This is a genomic window from Blastococcus sp. CT_GayMR20, assembly GCF_004570345.1.
This window is the reverse complement of sequence record NZ_SPQM01000006.1, coordinates 13,876-29,820: the sequence shown is the minus strand read 5'-3', so window position 1 is coordinate 29,820 and position 15,945 is coordinate 13,876. Positions and strand designations below refer to the sequence as shown.

Below are 15,945 nucleotides of genomic sequence, written 5' to 3'. Positions count from 1 at the left end.
GGTCAGTCGGGGTCGGGCAGCCGGATGTGGCGCAGTGCCGCCTCGTGCAGCGCGCCGTTGGTCGCCAGTGCGTGCCCGCCGGCCGGTCCCGGGGCGCCGGTCAGGTCGGTGAAGGTGCCGCCGGCCTCCCGCACGATGACGTCGAGGGCAGCGAGGTCCCAGATCGACACCTCCGGCTCGCAGGCGATGTCGACGGCGCCCTCGGCCAGCAGGACGTAGCTCCAGAAGTCGCCGTAGGCGCGGGTGCGCCAGACGGAGCGGGTGAGGTCGAGGAAGCCGTCGAGGCGTCCCCGGTCCGCCCAGCCCGAGAGGCTCGAGTACGACAGGCTCGCGTCCGCCAGGTCGGTCACCTGCGACACCTGGCAGCGGGTCGCGGACTCCAGGCGGCGCCCCGTCCAGGCGCCGACGTCCTTGGCCGCCCACCAGCGCCGGTTGAGCGCGGGGGCCGAGACCAGGCCGACCACCGGCTCCTCGCCGTCGAAGAGGGCGATGAGGGTCGCCCAGACCGGCACGCCGCGGACGAAGTTCTTCGTGCCGTCGATCGGGTCGAGCACCCAGCGGCGCGGGCCGTGACCGGTGGTGCCGAACTCCTCGCCCATCACCGCGTCGCGGGTGCGAGCCCGGCTGAGGGTGATGCGCAGCATCTCCTCGACGGCCCGGTCGGCGTCGGTCACCGGCGTCAGGTCGGGCTTGGTGTCGACCTTCAGGTCCTGCGCCTTGAAGCGGTCCAGGCTGATCGAGTCGGCCTGATCGGCCAGCACGTGTGCCAGCCTCATGTCCTCCGAAAACCCGCGCCCCGACGTCATGGGCACCGAACCTAGCCGGGGATCAGTCGAAGACCGCTGAACTGACCCCACTCGGGCCTTCGTACTCGCGGTCCTCGATCTTCCTGAGGGCCTCCACGACCTCCTTGTCACCCCCTTGCTGCTCCGCGTGGCGGACGATGTCGTCCTTGCTCGCCGGATAGTCCATGCCGGACAGAGCCTTCTGGATGTCGATGGGACTGACCATGCCCCCGGAGTACCCGTCCGGGATCCGGGGATGCGCCGATACCGTCGGAGCGTGGACGCCGCGACGATCGCCGGACTGCTGGCCGATCCCACGCGTCTGAAGGTCGTGGCGGCCCTCGCGCTGGGCGCCGGGACGACCGAGGAGGTGGCCGCGGCGTCGGGCCTCCCGCTCAAGGACGTCGCCCTCGCCGCCCGCCGGCTGGCCCGCGCCGGGCTCGTGCACCGCGACGGCCACACCCTCCTGCTGCACGCCGACCGGTTCGGCGTGGCCGCCCGGGCCGCCGCCGAGGCGGCACCGCCCCCGGAGCCGCTGTCCGACGACCCGGCCGAGGACGCGGTGCTGTCGGCGTTCGTCCGCGACGGACGGCTGGTCTCGATCCCGGCGCAGCACAGCAAGCGGCTCCTGGTGCTGCACCACCTGGTGCGTGTCTTCGAGCCCGGCGTGCGGTACCCGGAGCGGGAGGTCAACGCGCTGCTGGCCGTCTGGCACCCGGACGTCGCCGCGCTGCGCCGCTACCTCGTCGACGAGGGGCTGCTGACCCGCGAGGCCGGCGTCTACTGGCGCATCGGCGGTCCGGTGGATCTCTGATCCGCGCCGTCTTGCGCACGGTGGTCGTTCTGCGGGCCGGGATGACCGCCGCGATGCGGATGGCGGTCGTTCCGAGTAACTCGCTCGTGCGCGCGGCCGGGGCGCGCCAGACTTCCCCGCGTGCTAGTTCCGAGCGCCGACTCGTTCGCTGCCCTGGCGCGCTCCTCGCCGTGGCGGTGGTCGACGCTGCGGTTCACCCTCCGCCGCGGCGTGGACGGCGGCGGCCCGGATCACGTCCGGGCCTGGCTGCGCCGTCCGGACCAGCTCCGGGTGGAGACCCTCGAGGGCGATCTGCTCCAGATCGTCCGTGAGCCTCCGCTGCAGGTCGGCGTCCTGACTCCGGACGGCGGCTACCCGAGAGGGCTGCCGTGGCCGGTCGAGGCCGAGCCACCGGTGCTGCGCCAGGACGGGCTGGTCGACGTCCGCCCGGCGGTGGTGTCCGCCGACGCCCCGATGTACCAGGACTACCGGTGGGTGGCGATGCTCGACCCGGTCGAGCTCGCCGATGGCCAGGACCGCGAGACCGGTGAGGAGTGGGAGGCGGTGACGGTCGACGCCGTCACCGAGGTGGAGCACGCCGGCCGGCCGGCCTGGGAAGCCGTGGTGCGCCCGACTCCCTACTACGAGCCGCGGTGCGGGTGCTGCCCGCTGCTGAGGACCCGCGCGATCGACCTGCTGGAGTTCGCGGACCACCCCCACTACGTGCTGAGGGCCTACCCCGACGCCTACCGGGTGCGGCTGGACGTGGGCACGGGCGTCTGCGTGTCCACCGAGGAGATCGGCGGGCTGACGCCCGGCCGGGGCCATGAGCTGCGGATCGAGGCGGTCGACGGACCGATGGACGACGCGCTGTTCGCCCAGCCGCGCCGCGGGCTGTTCCGCCGCCGCTAGTTCCTCTCAGTACCCGGGGCCGAGCTGACCGACCGCGCCGAGGAGCACCCGGAGCGCCGCCAGTTGCTCCAGCCGGGCCGGCGGGCCGGCCGCCGCCCAGGCGTCGAGGGCGCACTCGGGGTCGTCGGCGGTGTGCCCGCACAGCGGCGGGCAGTCGACGGCGGCTTCGGCGATCTCCTCGAACGCCTCGAGGACGTCGTCGGCGGTGACGTGCGCGAGGCCGAACGACCGGATGCCGGGGGTGTCGATGACGGTGCCGCCGCCGGGGAGATCGAAGAGCACGGCCGAGGACGACGTGTGCCGGCCCTTGCCGATCTTGCTCACGTCGCCCACCGCCCGGAACGCGTCGGGGACCAGCCGGTTGACCAGGGTCGACTTGCCGACACCGGACTGGCCGACGAAGACGCTCATCCTGTCGACGAGCCGGTCGAGGAGCGGGTCCAGCGGCGTTTCCCGGGAGATGTGCACGGCATCCAGGCCCAGCCCGGCGTACCGGTCCAACAGGGGCTGGGGGCTGCCGAGGTCGGTCTTCGTCATGCAGAGCAGCGGTTCGAGGCCACCGGCGTAGGCCGCGACCAGGCAGCGGTCGAGGAAGCCGTACGCCGGCTCGGGGTCGGTCACCGCGGTGACGATGACCAGCTGGTCGGCATTGGCCACGACCACGCGCTCGGTGGGGTCGGTGTCGTCGGCGGTGCGCCGCAGCGACGTCGTCCGTTCCTCGATGGAGACGATCCGCGCCAGGCTGTCGGTGCGGCCGCTCGTGTCACCGACCAGCCGCACCCGGTCGCCGACGACGACCCCGTGCTTGCCGAGTTCCCGGGCGCGCATCGCCGTGACGTCGACCGCGTCGACGCCGGGACCCTCGACCCGCACGGTCATGCGACCGCGGTCGACGGCGACGACCAGCCCGGGGACGGCGTCCTTGTGCGCCGGCCGGGTGCGCGTGCGCGGGCGGGAACCGCGACGGCCGGGCCGTACCCGGATGTCGTCCTCGTCCGAGCGGCTGTCGTGCCGCCGGCCGCTCAGTGCGGGACTCCCACGGGGTCGCCGAGCAGGCCGTTCCAGCGATCGACGAAGTCGGGCAGCGTCTTGGTGACGGCGCCGGGGTCCCCGGCCTGCACCCCCTCGATCGCCAGCCCGAGGACGGCGGCCGCGTGCACCATGCGGTGGTCGGCGTAGGAGTCCAGCAGGGCGGGCCGGCGCGGTCCGGGCTCGATGACCAGGCCGTCGGGCAGCTGCTCGACCCGCGCGCCGACAGCAGTCAGCACCTCGTCGAGTGCCTGTAGCCGGTCGGTCTCGTGGCCGCGCAGGTGGCCGATGCCGGTCAGCCGCGACGCCCCGTCGGCCAGCGCGCACAGCGCGGCGAGGACCGGCGTCAGCTCGCCCACCTCGCCCAGGTCGGCGACGAGCGGCCGGATCGTGCCGGTGCCGGTGACCTGCAGCCCCACGGGGGTGCGCTCGACCTCGGCACCCATGCGGGCCAGCAGCCGGTCCAGCTGGGCGCCGGGCTGGGTCGTGACCGCCGGCCAGTCCCGCACGGTCACCCGCCCGCCCGTCGCCAGCGCCGCAGCGAGGAAGGGGGCGGCGTTGGAGAGGTCGGGCTCGACGACGACGTCGCGGGCGGCGACGGGCCCGGGCGCAACCCGCCAGCCGCGATCGGTCGGAGTGACGTCGACGCCGTGCTCGCGCAGCGTCGTCACGGTCATCTCCACGTGCGGCATCGACGGGACGCCGCCGGCGAGGGACAGATCGATGCCCTCGTCGAAGCGGGCCGCGGCGAGCAGCAGGCCGGAGACGATCTGGGAGGACTCGCTGGCGTCCACGTCCACGGCCCCGCCGCGCACCCGGCCCGATCCGTGCACGGTGAACGGGGCGCGGCCGCGGCCGCCGTCGTCCACGGACACGCCCAGGGCGCGGAGGGCGGCGAGCAGCCCGGCGTTCGGGCGGTCGCGCAGCCTCGGGTCGCCGTCCACGGTGACGGCCCCGTGGGCCAGGGCAGCGACCGGCGGGAGGAAGCGCAGCACGGTGCCGGCCAGGCCGGCGTCGACCTGCGCCGGTCCGCGCAGGGACGACGGGGTCACGACCTGGTCGTCGCCGTCGTCCTCTATCCGGACGCCGAGGGCGCGGAGGCCGGCGGCCATCAGGTCGGTGTCGCGGGCGCGCAGCGGCCGGACCAGCCGGCTCGGCCCGTCCGCGATCGCCGCGAGGATCAGGGCCCGGGCGGTGATCGACTTGGAGCCGGGCAGGGCGACCACGGCGTCGACCGGGGTCGAGCGGTGCGGCGTCGTCCAGACCGGATTCACAGCGCCATTCTGCCTGGGGTTCTCAACCGGCCTGCGGCTTGTCCGCCTTCTTGGCCGGCAGCACGCGCGTGAGCTTGCGGTTGGCGAACTCGTACATGCCGAGCTCCGACAGCTCCCGGCCGTAACCCGAGCGCTTCACGCCACCGAAGGGCAGCTCGGCCGACGACCCGGTCGGCTGGTTGACGAACACCATGCCGGCCTCGATCCGGTCGGCGACCGACCGGGCCTGGTCGAGGTCGCCGGAGAAGACGGCGGCGCCGAGGCCGTACGTGGTGTTGTTCGCCAGCTCGACGGCCTCGTCCTCGTTCGACACCTTGTAGACGACGGCGGCCGGGCCGAAGAGCTCCTCCGAGTAGGCCCGCATCTCCGGGGTGACGTCGGTGAGGATCGTCGGCTCGACGAAGGCGCCCGGCAGGTCGGGCCGGCCGCCGCCGATGACGACGGTCGCGCCCTTGTCGATCGCGTCCTGGATCTGCGCGTGCAGGTCCTTGGCCGCCCGCTCGCTCGACAGCGGCGCGAGCGTCGTCGACGGGTCGCTCGGGTCGCCGGGGGAGAAGGTGGAGAACGCCTGCTTCAGGCCCTCGACGAACGGCTCGTAGATGTCCTCGGGGACGATCAGCCGCTTGGCTGCGATGCAGGCCTGGCCACTGTTCTGCATCCGCCCCGTCGTCGCGGCCCTGACCGTGCGGCCGAGGTCCTCGGTGTCGAGCACGATGAACGGGTCGCTGCCGCCGAGCTCCAGGACCGACTTCTTGAGGTGCTTGCCGGCCAGCGAGGCGACGGCGCTGCCGGCCCGCTCGCTGCCGGTGAGGGTGACGCCGCGCACCAGCGGGTGCGCGATGACCTGCTCGACGTCGGGGATGGCGAGGAAGACGTTCGTGTAGACGCCCTCGGGGACGCCGGCGTCGAGGAAGCACTTCTCGATCGCCAGGGCCGTCTGCGGGTTCAGCTCGGCGTGCTTGAGCAGGATCGCGTTGCCGAGGACGAGGTTCGGCCCGGCGACCCGGACCACCTGGTACAGCGGGTAGTTCCACGGCTCGATGGCCAGGATCACGCCGAGCGGCTCGTTCTCGACGACGGCCTCGCCCTTCATCACCTCGATCTGGCGGGGCTCGAGGAAACGGGGGCCGTTCTTCGCGTAGTAGTCGAGGATGCTGGCGGCCAGCTGTACCTCGCCGCCGGCCTCCTGGATGCGCTTGCCCATCTCGCGGGTCACGAGGGCGGCGAACTCGTCCGCGCGCTCGAGCATCAGCTCGCCGGCACGCCCGACGATCTGCGCCCGCTCCTCGACCGGGCGCCGCCGCCACTCGAGGAAGGCGGCGTGGGCCTTCGCGACGACGCCGTCGATGGCGCCGGCCTCCAGGAAGGGGAATTCCTTCTCGACCTCCCCGGTGTAGGGGTTGACAGTCGCGTATGGGCGGGCCCCGGAGTCGCTGGCGGTCTTCGGCTGCTCGGTCGGTGCGTTCTGCGTGGCGGTCACGTCCGTGATCCTCGTCTCTCGACAACTCCGTCCGTCAACGGCCCTACCCGAGCCGGTGCCCACCACGCGCGACGGCGCGGTGTCAGCAGGCCCACCTAGAGTTCGTCCCGACATCGGAAATCCGGGAGGAACCTCCATGTGCGGTCGCTACGCCGCCAGCCGCCGGGCCGAGGACCTGGTCCTCGAGTTCGAGGCCGTGCGGGCGGAGGGACAGGCGCCACTGCCGGCCGACTACAACGTCGCTCCGACGAAGGACGTGCACGTCGTCCGCTGGAAGAAGGAGCGCGACGCCGAGGGCGCACCCACCGGCGCCGGGCACCGCGAGCTCCGCGCCGTCCGGTGGGGTCTGGTCCCCTCCTGGGCCAAGGACGTCTCCGTCGGCAACCGGATGCTCAACGCCCGCGTCGAGTCGCTCACCGAGAAGCCGGCCTTCAAGAAGGCCGCCGCCTCCCGCCGGTGCCTGGTGCCGGCCGACGGCTGGTACGAGTGGGCCAAGCGGCTGGACTCCCCCGGCAAGCAGCCGTACTACGTCACCCCGCAGGACGGGTCGCTGCTCGCCTTCGCCGGCCTGTGGGAGGTCTGGGGCCGCGGCGAGGACCGGCTCTACACCTGCACGATCGTGACGTCGCCGGCCGTCGGGGCGCTGACGGAGATCCACGAGCGGATGCCGCTGGTGCTGCCCCCCGACCGGTGGACGGCGTGGCTCGACCCGGCCCGTGAGGACGTCGAGGAGCTGGCTCAGCCGACGCCGCCCGAGCTGGTCGAGGCGCTGGAGCTGCGCCCGGTCAGCACGGCGGTGAACAACGTGGCCAACAACGGGCCGGAGCTGGTCTCCCGGTCGGAGGCGGTCAGCGCTCCCGCGGACCAGCCCGCGCTCTTCTGACGGTGGAGTCAGGCCCCCACCCGCTGCCGACCTGGGTCGCGGCGACCGTCACCTTCCTCTGCTCCGGCGCGGTGCTCGTGCTCGAGATCGTCGGACTGCGGCTCATCGCGCCGTACGTCGGCGTCACGCTGCAGACCAGCACCGCGATCATCGGCTTCGCGCTCGCCGCCATCGCGCTCGGCGCGTGGACCGGGGGCGCCACCGCCGACCGCACCGACCCGCGCCGCCTGCTCGCGCCGCTGATGGTGGCCGGTGGCGCGCTCGTCGTCGCCGTCCTGCCGCTGGTGCGGTTCACCGGCTCGCTGCTCAGCGGAGCCGACGCCGGGGGAGTGCTGCTGCTGGCGGCGGTCGCGGTCGTCGTCCCGGCCGCCCTGCTGTCTGCGGTGCCGCCGATGGTGGTGAAGCTGCAGCTGGCCACTCTGTCGGAGACGGGGGCCGTCGTCGGCCGGTTGTCGGGCATCGGCACCCTGGGCGGCATCGCCGCGACGTTCGTGACCGGCTTCCTGCTGATCGCGATCCTGCCGAGCAGCGTCATCCTCGTCGGCACCGGCGGGCTCACCGTGGTGGCCGGCATCGCCGTCGGCGTCCTGCTGCGCCGCAGGACGGCGGGCGGTGCGGGCCGCGTACCACCCGGGCTCCTCGTGCTGGCCGTGGCCGGCGCCGGACTGGCCGCCGTGGCGCCGACCCCGTGCGAGCAAGAGACCGCCTACCACTGCGCCCGCGTGGTCGCCGACCCCGAGCGCGGGTCCGGACGGGTGCTGCTGCTCGACACCCTGCGGCACTCCTACGTCGACCTGGCCGACCCGACGCACCTGGAGTTCGAGTACGTCCGGGCGATCGCCGCCGTCACCGACGTCGTCGCCCCCGCCGGGGAGCCGCTGTCGGCGCTGCACGTCGGCGGCGGCGGGCTCACCCTGCCGCGCTACCTCGCCGAGGTCCGGCCGGGGACCGAGAGCCTGGTGATCGAGGTCGACCCCGGGGTCGTCGCCATCGACCGGGAGCAGCTCGAGTTGGAGACCTCCGACCGGCTGCGGGTCCGGGTGGCCGACGGCCGCGTCGGCCTGGCCGACGAGCCGCCGGGAGGTCGCGATCTGGTCGTCGGCGACGCCTTCGGTGGCCTGTCGGTGCCGTGGCAGCTCACCACCCGGGAGGCGCTCGAGCTCGTCGACGACGCCCTGGCCGACGACGGCGTCTACGCCGTCAACCTCATCGACCACCCGCCGCTGGGCTTCGTGCGCGCCGAGCTGGCGACGATGCGCGCCGTCTTCCCGCACGTCGCGCTGCTGGCGCGGATCCCGGTGCTCGCGGGCGAGGACGGCGGCAACCTGGTCGCCGTCGCATCCCGGCAGCCGCTGCCGACCGAGGCGATCGCCGAGGCGCTGACCGACCGCGACCTCGTCTGGCGGGTCGCCGAGGGCGACGCCCTGGCCGACTTCGTGGGCGACGCCGACGTGCTCACCGACGACCACGCGCCGGTCGACCAGCTGCTCACGCCGTACGGCTGAGACCGCTCTGCGAAGGTCGTCGGGCCTCCACTCAGGTAGCGATCCCTCGACTTCGATCGCGCGAGCATGTGGCGCCGAGGGCGGCTCGTGGGACACCCGCCCCTTCGCGCAGTCTCGGCCATCCGACGCCTGCGGTGGTCAGCCCTGGACGAGGCCGACGATCACCCGGCGGCGGTTCTGCGGGAGCATCCCGGCCACGCGCTGGACGGCCGGCCGCTGCCGGCCGATTGATCTCTTGCAGGAACGACAACTCACGACACGCTAATTTGGGGCAGCCCAAAGCAGAGGAGAGCCCCGTGGGCAAGGTGGTCATGTACAGCTCGGTGTCGGTGGACGGCTTCGTCGCGGACGAGGATGACCAGCCCGGACCGCTGTTCGACTGGTTGTCCAGCGGTGACGTGCCGTTGGACGAGAGCGGCGAGTTGAAGGTGTCGCAGGCGTCCTACGACTACACCCGGCCGTACTGGGACCAGATCGGGGCGACGATCGTCGGCCGCCACGTCTTCGACATGACGGACGGCTGGGACGGGAAACCTCCGGGCGGGATCGACCACGTGGTCGTCGTGACGCACCGACCGAAGCCCCAGGGTTGGGACCCCGAGGCGCCGTTCCACTTCGTCGACGGCGTCGAGGCAGCCGTGGCCAGGGCGCAGGAGCTCGCGGGTGACCGCATGGTGGAGGTCGCTGCTGGCGACGTCGGTGGCCAGGTCCTTGCCGCGGGCCTGGTCGACGAGGTCCGCATGGACGTCGTACCCGTCGTGTTCGGGTCCGGCAAGCGCTACTTCGGGTCGGTCCGCGCGCAGCACCTTCTGGAGGATCCTGACGTGGTGATTCAGGGCAACCGGGTGCTTCACCTGCGCTGTCGGGTGCGCCGTTGACGGATCTGAGCGGGGAGGCGAAGAAGTCCACTGCGCCCGGTGACACGAGGTCGGGCCTCCGGCTGCGTGTGCGCCTCGCTGTTCCGGTCGGGCAGCCGACGCCGGTCGTCCTGGCCGCGGTCTCGGCTGAAGTTGCACCGGAGAACCGGAGCTGCACCTGAGAAGACGCCGTGATTGCCCTGCGAGGATGACCTTTGTGGACACATTCGCGGAGATTGCCGACGAGCGTCGCGGTCTGGCTGCGCTGCTGTCGGGACTGACGGGGGAGCAGCAGGCGACGCAGAGCCTCTGCAGGGAATGGAGCGTCCACGACGTGGTTGCGCACCTGGTCGTGCCGCTGGAAGTAGGCATCCCGAAGTTCGTGTTGGCCATGGTGGCGTGCCGCGGGAACTTCGACCGAGCGAACGTTCGGCTGACCCGCGAGCAGGCACGTCGGCCGTTCGGCGAGCTCACCGAGGTGCTGCGTCGAAAAGCCGACTCGCGGTTCACCCCGCCCGGTGCAGGTCCCGAGGCGCCCCTCACGGACCTGCTGGTACACGGCCTGGACATCCGCTGGCCCTTGGGGCTGCCCCGCGACATCCCCCAGGAGCGCCTGCACACGTCGCTGACCTACCTGACCGCCGCGCCCGCCGGTGGCGTCGTGCCCAAGGGAACGCTGGACGGTCTGCGATGGGAAGCCAGTGACATCGACTGGTCTCACGGCAGCGGTCCTACCGTGCGGGGCGACGCCGAGGCGCTCCTGCTGGCAATCACCGGCCGCACCGTCGCACTCCGCCACCTCAGCGGGGACGGCCTATCGACGTTGCGTGGCCGACTGGCCTGACCCTGTCCCGTCCCGAACATCCCCGGCGGCCCACGTGGGCCGTCACGAGACAGTCGGGCCGGCTCGCAGTCAGGGCGGTCGCCAGGACGCAGGAGCATGGGCGCTGAGGTCCAGTCCCCGATTCCCGAACGCCTGACCTCACCGGCCGATCGGTGCGGTGCGGGCCCTCGTCAGGCCCACCAGGTCCGCGGGTGGCAGCTCCACCTGGAGGCCGCGGCGGCCGGCGCTCACCATCACCGTGGCGAAGCCGAGTGCCGACTCGTCGACGACCGTGGCCAGCGCCTTCTTCTGGCCGAGCGGGCTGATGCCGCCGAGCACGTAGCCCGTCGTCCGTTCGGCGTCGGCGGGCTCGGCCATCACCGCCTTCCGGCCGCCGACCGCCGCGGCCAGGGCTTTGAGGTCCAGCGTGCCGCTCACCGGGACGACCGCGACGGTGAGGACGCCGTCGACGCGGGCCACCAGGGTCTTGAACACCTGGCGGGGATCGGCGCCGAGCGCGGCCACCGCCGCCTCGCCGTGCCCCTGGTCGGCGGGGTGCTCCGGGTCGTAGGGGTGCAGGGTGTGGGCCACCCGGGCCCGTTCGAGAACCCGCACCGCGGGGGTCGCCGCCACGGCGCCGCAGCGTAGCGGCGGTTCCGACCCGGCTCGCCGGTACCGGGAATGCCCGCCCTCCCGCCCGCCGTTGGACCGGCCGTGAGCAGCACCGTCTCCAGCGCCCGCCCGCGGGCCGCGCACCGGCGCCCCCCGGGCCGCCCCGATGCCGCGCGGCTAGGATCGATCGATGCGGCGCCCCGCATCCGGGGGCCCCAGAGAGGACGGTCGGTGCCTGAGCAGACCGCAGATCAGACCCCCGAGGACACGGCTCCGGTCGAGACGCCCGAAGCGCGGGCGGACGGCAGCCGAGCCGGGGAGGCGGAGACCCGCGCCGAGCGGGACGCCCGTTTCGAGCGCGACGCGCTGCCCTTCCTCGACCAGCTCTACCCGGCGGCGTTGCGGATGACCCGCAACCCGGCCGACGCCGAGGACCTCGTGCAGGAGACCTTCGTGAAGGCCTACTCGGCCTTCCACCAGTTCGCCGAGGGCACGAACCTCAAGGCGTGGCTGTACCGGATCCTGACCAACACCTACATCAACAGCTACCGCAAGAAGCAGCGGCAGCCGCAGCAGTACCCCACCGAGCAGGTGCAGGACTGGCAGCTGTACGCGGCGGAGGAGCACACCTCGAGCGGGCTGCGCTCCGCCGAGATCGAGGCGCTGGACCACCTGCCCGACTCCGACATCAAGGAGGCCCTCCAGCAGTTGCCGGAGGACTTCCGTCTGGCGGTGTACCTCGCGGACGTCGAGGGCTTCGCCTACAAGGAGATCGCCGAGATCATGGGCACGCCCATCGGCACGGTGATGTCCCGTCTGCACCGTGGTCGACGGGGACTGCAGAAGCTGTTGGCCGATTACGCCCGCGAGCGCGGCTTCGTCCGCGCCGGAGCCGGTGAGGGGGCGAGCCAGTCATGACCGACGACGTCCATGGCGCAGGCGAGCCGATCGAGATCCATTCGTGCGACGACGTCCTGTCGCACGTCTTCGAGTTCCTGGACCACGAGACCGGCGACGAGCGGCGCGCGCTCATCGCCGAGCATCTCGAGGACTGCTCCTCGTGCCTCCGGGAGTTCGGCATCGAGGCGGAGTTCAAGGCGCTGGTGCGCCGGCGCTGCGGGGGAGACGCACCCCCGGCCGGCCTGCGCGAGCGCATCAAGGTGCAGCTGACCAACGTGTCCTTCGAGGAGGACGGCACGCAGGTCAGCGTCCAGCGCGTCACCGCCGAGAGCGCCGGGGACCACCCCGCCCCCGCCTGATACGCACTAACGAAAGCGCCCCTCTCCGCAATCTGCGGCGAGGGGCGCTGTCTTTCGGGTCCTCTTTCAGGCGTTGGGCCGCTTGCCGTGATTGGCCTTGCTTCCCTTGCGGGAGCGACGCTTGCGTCCACGCTTGGACATCGCTGCCCTCCTCTCGCGGTGCTGGTGGGCCGGTCGACCCCTGTCCTCGCGGACCGGGACAGGGCGCACGTAGGGTGCGCGGCGTCGCCGGAGCCGCCAAGCTGGCTCGGTAAGCCTCTCACGAGGCGGGCCGGCTCACTGCACAGCGGTGGTTCCGGACGGGGGGTCGCAGGAGGGGGCGGGCGTGGCACAGCTGGGGATCGAGAGCGTGCTCGTGGCCGGCCGCGGACCGGCCGCGTGCGCGGTGATGTCCGCGTGCGCGCGGCTGGGTGTGAAGTCGGTCGCGGTGCACTCCGAGGCGGAGCGCTCGGCCTTGCACGTGCGGCTGGCCGATGACGCCGTGCTGCTCGGGCCGGCGCCGGCCAGCGAGTCCTATCTCGCCGTGGACCGCATCGTCGAGGCTGCCCGCCGCAGCGGGGTCAGCGCCGTCCTGCCGGTGCCGCCGGCGCTGGCCGGGAACGCCCGCCTGGCCGCCGCCGTCCTGGCGGCGGGGCTGACCTGGGTCGGTCCGGACGCCGACGTGCTGGAGCGGCTGGGGGGCGACGGCGTGGAGCCGGCCAGCGAGCGGGGTCTGCTGGCGTGGGTGACCGCCGACGGTCTCCGGTTCCCGACCTTCGTCTCGCGCGACCGGGCCGCCGGCATCGCACGGGTGTCCTGGACACCCGGGGACGGTGACCCGGCGGAGCTCCCCCGCAGCGCGAAGCGGCTGGTGGACGTCGGCTGGCGAGGCCTGGTCACCGTCGGCGTCTCCCCGGACGGCGAGCTCGCCGAGGTGGCCGCCGGCTTCTCTCTCGACATGGCCGTCCTGGAGCGGGCCCACGGCGTGGACGCGGTCGAGCTGGCGCTGCGCAGCGCCGGGGGACCCGCTGCGGTGGCGGCCGCACCTGCCGGACCGGCCGCACGCGCCGCGGTCGCCGTCCAGCTGCGGTCGACGCTGCCGCCGGGAACCGCGGGCCGGGTCACCGGGCGGCTGCCCGTCGGCCGCTCCGGAGGCCCGGGTGCCGAGGTCGTCTCGGTGCGCGGGTACGAACCGGGGGACCGGCTGGACGGCTGGTACGACGCCCTGCTGGCGACGGTCAGCGCCGCCGGTCCCGACATCGCGTCTGCCGCGCGGGCGGCGTCCGACGTGCTCTCCGCGCTGCCCGACACCGGGGTGCCGCACGACGGCGCCGACGTGTGTGCCGTCCTCGGCCGGCTGGCTGCCGGAAGAGCGGTCCCGACCGCCTGACCCCGTGCTTGGATGATCATGTCCGGAGACGGCAGGTCGGTGAGGAGGCCCGGTGGCGGTCGAGGAGATCCACGCGGAGATGGTGTCCAGCGTGTGGAAGGTCCTCGTCGAGCCGGGCACCGAGGTCGCGGCCGGCGACACGCTGGTCATCCTCGAGTCGATGAAGATGGAGATCCCCGTCCTCACCGAACGCGCCGGCACCGTGCAGGAGCTGCACGTGGTGGAGGGCGAGGTGCTCCAGGAGGGCGACCTCATCGCCACCGTCGCCGGTGGCTGAGGTCGCCCCTCCGTCAGAGCACCTCGTAGGAGACCTCGCCGCTCTCGTCCACGGTCGCGGTCACCTCGATGCTGTCCGAGGCGTCCCCGGCGTTGACCACGGTGCAGGGGATGGGCGTCCCGACGCCGTCCACGAGGACGGAGTGCCCGTCGGCGTCGCACGTGCTCTCGACCTCCACGCCGGAGACCTCGCCCAGCTGCTCGTCCAGCGACGCCTCGACCGTGGCGATGTCGACGAAGGTGTTGTCGCCGTCGATCTCGACGTTGCCCCGGTCGTCGGTCTGCGTGACGGTGAAGGTGATCGGCTGGTCCTCCAGCGACGCCGAGCAGGCGAACGAGCCCCCAGCGTCGGCCTCGATGTCGGCCGGGCAGGAGACGTCGGTCGGCGCGACGCCGGCCTGGTCCTGCGTCAGCTGGGCGATCTGGCGCTCGGCCTCGGCGGTGTCCAGGGTCTTGCTGCCGAACAGCAGGAGCGCGCCGACGACGAGCCCGCCGAGCACCACGACGGCGGCGACGACGGCGCCGACGATCACGCCGGTGCGCCTGCGCCGGGGCGGCGCAGATGGCTGGCCGGAGCCGGCAGCCGCGGGGCCGTAGGGGGCGTACGACGGGGCGTACGGCGGCGTCGGCTGGCCGGAGGGCGGGGTCGGGTACGTCTGCTGGGTCATGGCGATTCTCCTCGTCGGGTGGGCCTGGGAGGACCATGACCCGGGGCGCTTTCGGTGGACTTGGCACGCACTAGAGGCCCACTTGAACCGCCCGGATACCGGCACCGGGCGGGCTCAGACCTCAGGCATCGGTGCGTCGAGGAAGGTGCGGACGACGTCCAGGACGAGCTCGGTCCGCGCGAGGCCGTTGAAGTGGGTGGTGCCGGCGAACACCGCCAGCTGCGAGGCCGGCACCCCGGTGAAGTCGCCGTTCACGTCACCGCCGCGCAGCTGCAGGAAGCGGACGGCGTGGTCGAGCGTGATCGCGTCGCAGTCGCCCAGCGTGATCAACGTCGGGGCGGGAATGCCCTGGATGTCCGCGTCCGACCGGCCGGCGAACCCCTCGTCGCACGTCCCCAGCTTGTCGAGCAGGACCTGCAGCCGGTCGGGGTGCGGCGACTTGGCCCGGTATGCCGGCTCCATCGGCGTACCGGCGATCATCTCGACAGTCAGCTCCGGCACAGCGGTCTTGTTCTCGGGGCGGTCGCCGTCCGGGTGGAACGAGGCCGACGACACGATCAGCTTCCGGACCAGCTCCGGCTGCCCGATGGCCAGGTGCAGGGCCGTCGCCCCGCCGACGCTGAACCCGAAGACGTCTGCCCGAGCGACGTCCAGGTGCCCCAGCAGGCCGACGACATCGGACGCCAGATCCGCACTGCGCAGCGGCCGGTCGACGTCGTTGGTCCGCCGGTGCCCCTGGAGGTCGGCGGCGATCACCTGGCGGTCGGCGGTCAGCCCGGGCAGGACCTGGCCGAACTGCTGATCGATGTCGAAGAGCCCGCCGTGCAGCAGGAGCAGGGGCGTCCCGCCGGAGCCGTGCACCTCGTGGTACATCTTCAACGCCGTCCGGCGTCCCCTCCTACAGCTCGCGCGCGTAGACGAGCAGGTCGATGGCGGGCTCGGGCGACCAGTCCCGCTCGGGCAGCCGCGTGAAGCCCATCCGCCGGTAGAGCCGCTGGGCAGCGGTCATCCGCGGGTCGGTCGAGAGCACCATCCGGCGCTTGCCGGCGGCGCGCGCCCGCTCGAGACAGGTGCGGACCAGCAGCTCGCCGACGCCACGCCCCTGCGCCGACGGGTCGACCACCAGCATCCGGAACGCCGACTCGTCCTCGGAGGCGGTCACGTTGCCGAAGTCGCCGTCCAGGACCAGCGCGACGCTGCCCACGATGCGACCGGAGTCCCGGACCACGAGCAGCTCCGAGCGGTCGGCGCGGCCGGCGACGTCGGCCAGCTCGACGCCGTACCCGGGGGAGGCGAGACCGCCGTCCACGTAGACCCGCACCGTCAGCTCGGCGATCGCGTCGTAGTCCTCCGGTCGGGCCGGCTCGACGGACGGGGAGGCGAGGGGCTCGGCCACGCGGAGAGCGTATGCGGCGGCCGC

19 protein-coding genes are annotated in these 15,945 nt (G+C 73.1%); 10 read left to right on the top strand and 9 right to left on the bottom strand.

The genetic code is table 11. The annotated features are described in order from the left end of the window. Positions 1-2 precede the first annotated feature (2 nt). Positions 3-776: a histidinol-phosphatase gene (gene hisN / locus E4P40_RS02795; RefSeq protein ID WP_348519636.1), complete on the bottom strand. Its 774-nt coding sequence runs from the start codon at positions 774-776 to the stop codon at positions 3-5. 52 nt (positions 777-828) lie between these two features. After that, positions 829-1,011, bottom strand: coding sequence for a DUF2795 domain-containing protein (locus tag E4P40_RS02790; protein WP_135157163.1), 183 nt, complete (start codon positions 1,009-1,011; stop codon positions 829-831). Positions 1,012-1,062: 51 nt separating this feature from the next. On the opposite strand from E4P40_RS02790, the gene E4P40_RS02785 reads away from it, so the two are divergent. Beyond that, on the top strand, positions 1,063-1,599 hold the full coding sequence (locus tag E4P40_RS02785; RefSeq protein ID WP_135157161.1) for a DUF2087 domain-containing protein: 537 nt from the start codon (positions 1,063-1,065) through the stop codon (positions 1,597-1,599). 120 nt (positions 1,600-1,719) lie between these two features. Next, positions 1,720-2,490, top strand: coding sequence for a hypothetical protein (locus E4P40_RS02780; protein WP_135157159.1), 771 nt, complete (start codon positions 1,720-1,722; stop codon positions 2,488-2,490). A gap of 6 nt (positions 2,491-2,496) precedes the next feature. On the opposite strand, the gene rsgA is transcribed toward E4P40_RS02780, so the two are convergent. The 3 genes from rsgA to E4P40_RS02765 form a co-directional block, all read right to left on the bottom strand. After that, positions 2,497-3,369 (bottom strand): ribosome small subunit-dependent GTPase A, encoded by an 873-nt coding sequence (rsgA, locus tag E4P40_RS02775; RefSeq protein ID WP_245160102.1) that lies wholly within the window; start codon positions 3,367-3,369, stop codon positions 2,497-2,499. 143 nt (positions 3,370-3,512) lie between these two features. After that, complete coding sequence (gene aroA, locus E4P40_RS02770) at positions 3,513-4,793, bottom strand: 3-phosphoshikimate 1-carboxyvinyltransferase (RefSeq protein ID WP_135157157.1); 1,281 nt, start codon at positions 4,791-4,793, stop codon at positions 3,513-3,515. Positions 4,794-4,815: 22 nt separating this feature from the next. Further along, entirely contained in the window at positions 4,816-6,273 is a 1,458-nt protein-coding gene (locus E4P40_RS02765) for an NAD-dependent succinate-semialdehyde dehydrogenase (protein WP_209305171.1), read from the bottom strand. A 136-nt stretch (positions 6,274-6,409) separates the two neighbouring features. On the opposite strand from E4P40_RS02765, the gene E4P40_RS02760 reads away from it, so the two are divergent. The 4 genes from E4P40_RS02760 (at position 6,410) to E4P40_RS02745 (ending at position 10,362) form a co-directional block, all read left to right on the top strand. Beyond that, a complete protein-coding gene (locus E4P40_RS02760; protein ID WP_135157153.1) occupies positions 6,410-7,156 on the top strand; it encodes an SOS response-associated peptidase in 747 nt (248 codons plus the stop codon). Between the two features lie 2 nt (positions 7,157-7,158). Beyond that, entirely contained in the window at positions 7,159-8,661 is a 1,503-nt protein-coding gene (locus tag E4P40_RS02755) for a fused MFS/spermidine synthase (RefSeq protein WP_167762085.1), read from the top strand. A gap of 296 nt (positions 8,662-8,957) precedes the next feature. Beyond that, on the top strand, positions 8,958-9,539 hold the full coding sequence (locus tag E4P40_RS02750) for a dihydrofolate reductase family protein (protein WP_135157149.1): 582 nt from the start codon (positions 8,958-8,960) through the stop codon (positions 9,537-9,539). Positions 9,540-9,735: 196 nt separating this feature from the next. Continuing rightward, on the top strand, positions 9,736-10,362 hold the full coding sequence (locus tag E4P40_RS02745) for a maleylpyruvate isomerase family mycothiol-dependent enzyme (protein WP_209305170.1): 627 nt from the start codon (positions 9,736-9,738) through the stop codon (positions 10,360-10,362). A 138-nt stretch (positions 10,363-10,500) separates the two neighbouring features. On the opposite strand, the gene ybaK is transcribed toward E4P40_RS02745, so the two are convergent. Then, positions 10,501-10,974, bottom strand: a complete 474-nt coding sequence (gene ybaK / locus E4P40_RS02740) for a Cys-tRNA(Pro) deacylase (protein ID WP_135157145.1) — start codon at positions 10,972-10,974, stop codon at positions 10,501-10,503. 210 nt (positions 10,975-11,184) lie between these two features. Between ybaK and E4P40_RS02735 the strand changes: the two genes are divergently transcribed. The 4 genes from E4P40_RS02735 (at position 11,185) to E4P40_RS02715 (ending at position 13,858) form a co-directional block, all read left to right on the top strand. Next, positions 11,185-11,871, top strand: a complete 687-nt coding sequence (locus E4P40_RS02735; RefSeq protein WP_135157143.1) for a sigma-70 family RNA polymerase sigma factor — start codon at positions 11,185-11,187, stop codon at positions 11,869-11,871. Continuing rightward, complete coding sequence (rsrA, locus tag E4P40_RS02730) at positions 11,868-12,212, top strand: mycothiol system anti-sigma-R factor (RefSeq protein WP_135157141.1); 345 nt, start codon at positions 11,868-11,870, stop codon at positions 12,210-12,212. The genes E4P40_RS02735 and rsrA overlap by 4 nt, the downstream gene beginning before the upstream one ends. A gap of 325 nt (positions 12,213-12,537) precedes the next feature. Beyond that, positions 12,538-13,581 (top strand): biotin carboxylase N-terminal domain-containing protein, encoded by a 1,044-nt coding sequence (locus E4P40_RS02720; RefSeq protein WP_135157139.1) that lies wholly within the window; start codon positions 12,538-12,540, stop codon positions 13,579-13,581. Positions 13,582-13,633: 52 nt separating this feature from the next. After that, entirely contained in the window at positions 13,634-13,858 is a 225-nt protein-coding gene (locus E4P40_RS02715; protein ID WP_135157137.1) for a biotin/lipoyl-binding carrier protein, read from the top strand. A 13-nt stretch (positions 13,859-13,871) separates the two neighbouring features. Here the strand turns inward: E4P40_RS02715 and E4P40_RS02710 are convergent, their stop codons facing one another. The 3 genes from E4P40_RS02710 to E4P40_RS02700 form a co-directional block, all read right to left on the bottom strand. Then, positions 13,872-14,525: a DUF4333 domain-containing protein gene (locus E4P40_RS02710; RefSeq protein ID WP_135157135.1), complete on the bottom strand. Its 654-nt coding sequence runs from the start codon at positions 14,523-14,525 to the stop codon at positions 13,872-13,874. Between the two features lie 114 nt (positions 14,526-14,639). After that, positions 14,640-15,398 carry an alpha/beta hydrolase gene (locus tag E4P40_RS02705; RefSeq protein ID WP_135157203.1) on the bottom strand — a complete coding sequence of 253 codons (759 nt, stop codon included), beginning with the start codon at positions 15,396-15,398 and terminating at the stop codon, positions 14,640-14,642. 25 nt (positions 15,399-15,423) lie between these two features. Then, a complete protein-coding gene (locus tag E4P40_RS02700) occupies positions 15,424-15,921 on the bottom strand; it encodes a GNAT family N-acetyltransferase (protein WP_135157133.1) in 498 nt (165 codons plus the stop codon). Positions 15,922-15,945 lie beyond the last annotated feature (24 nt).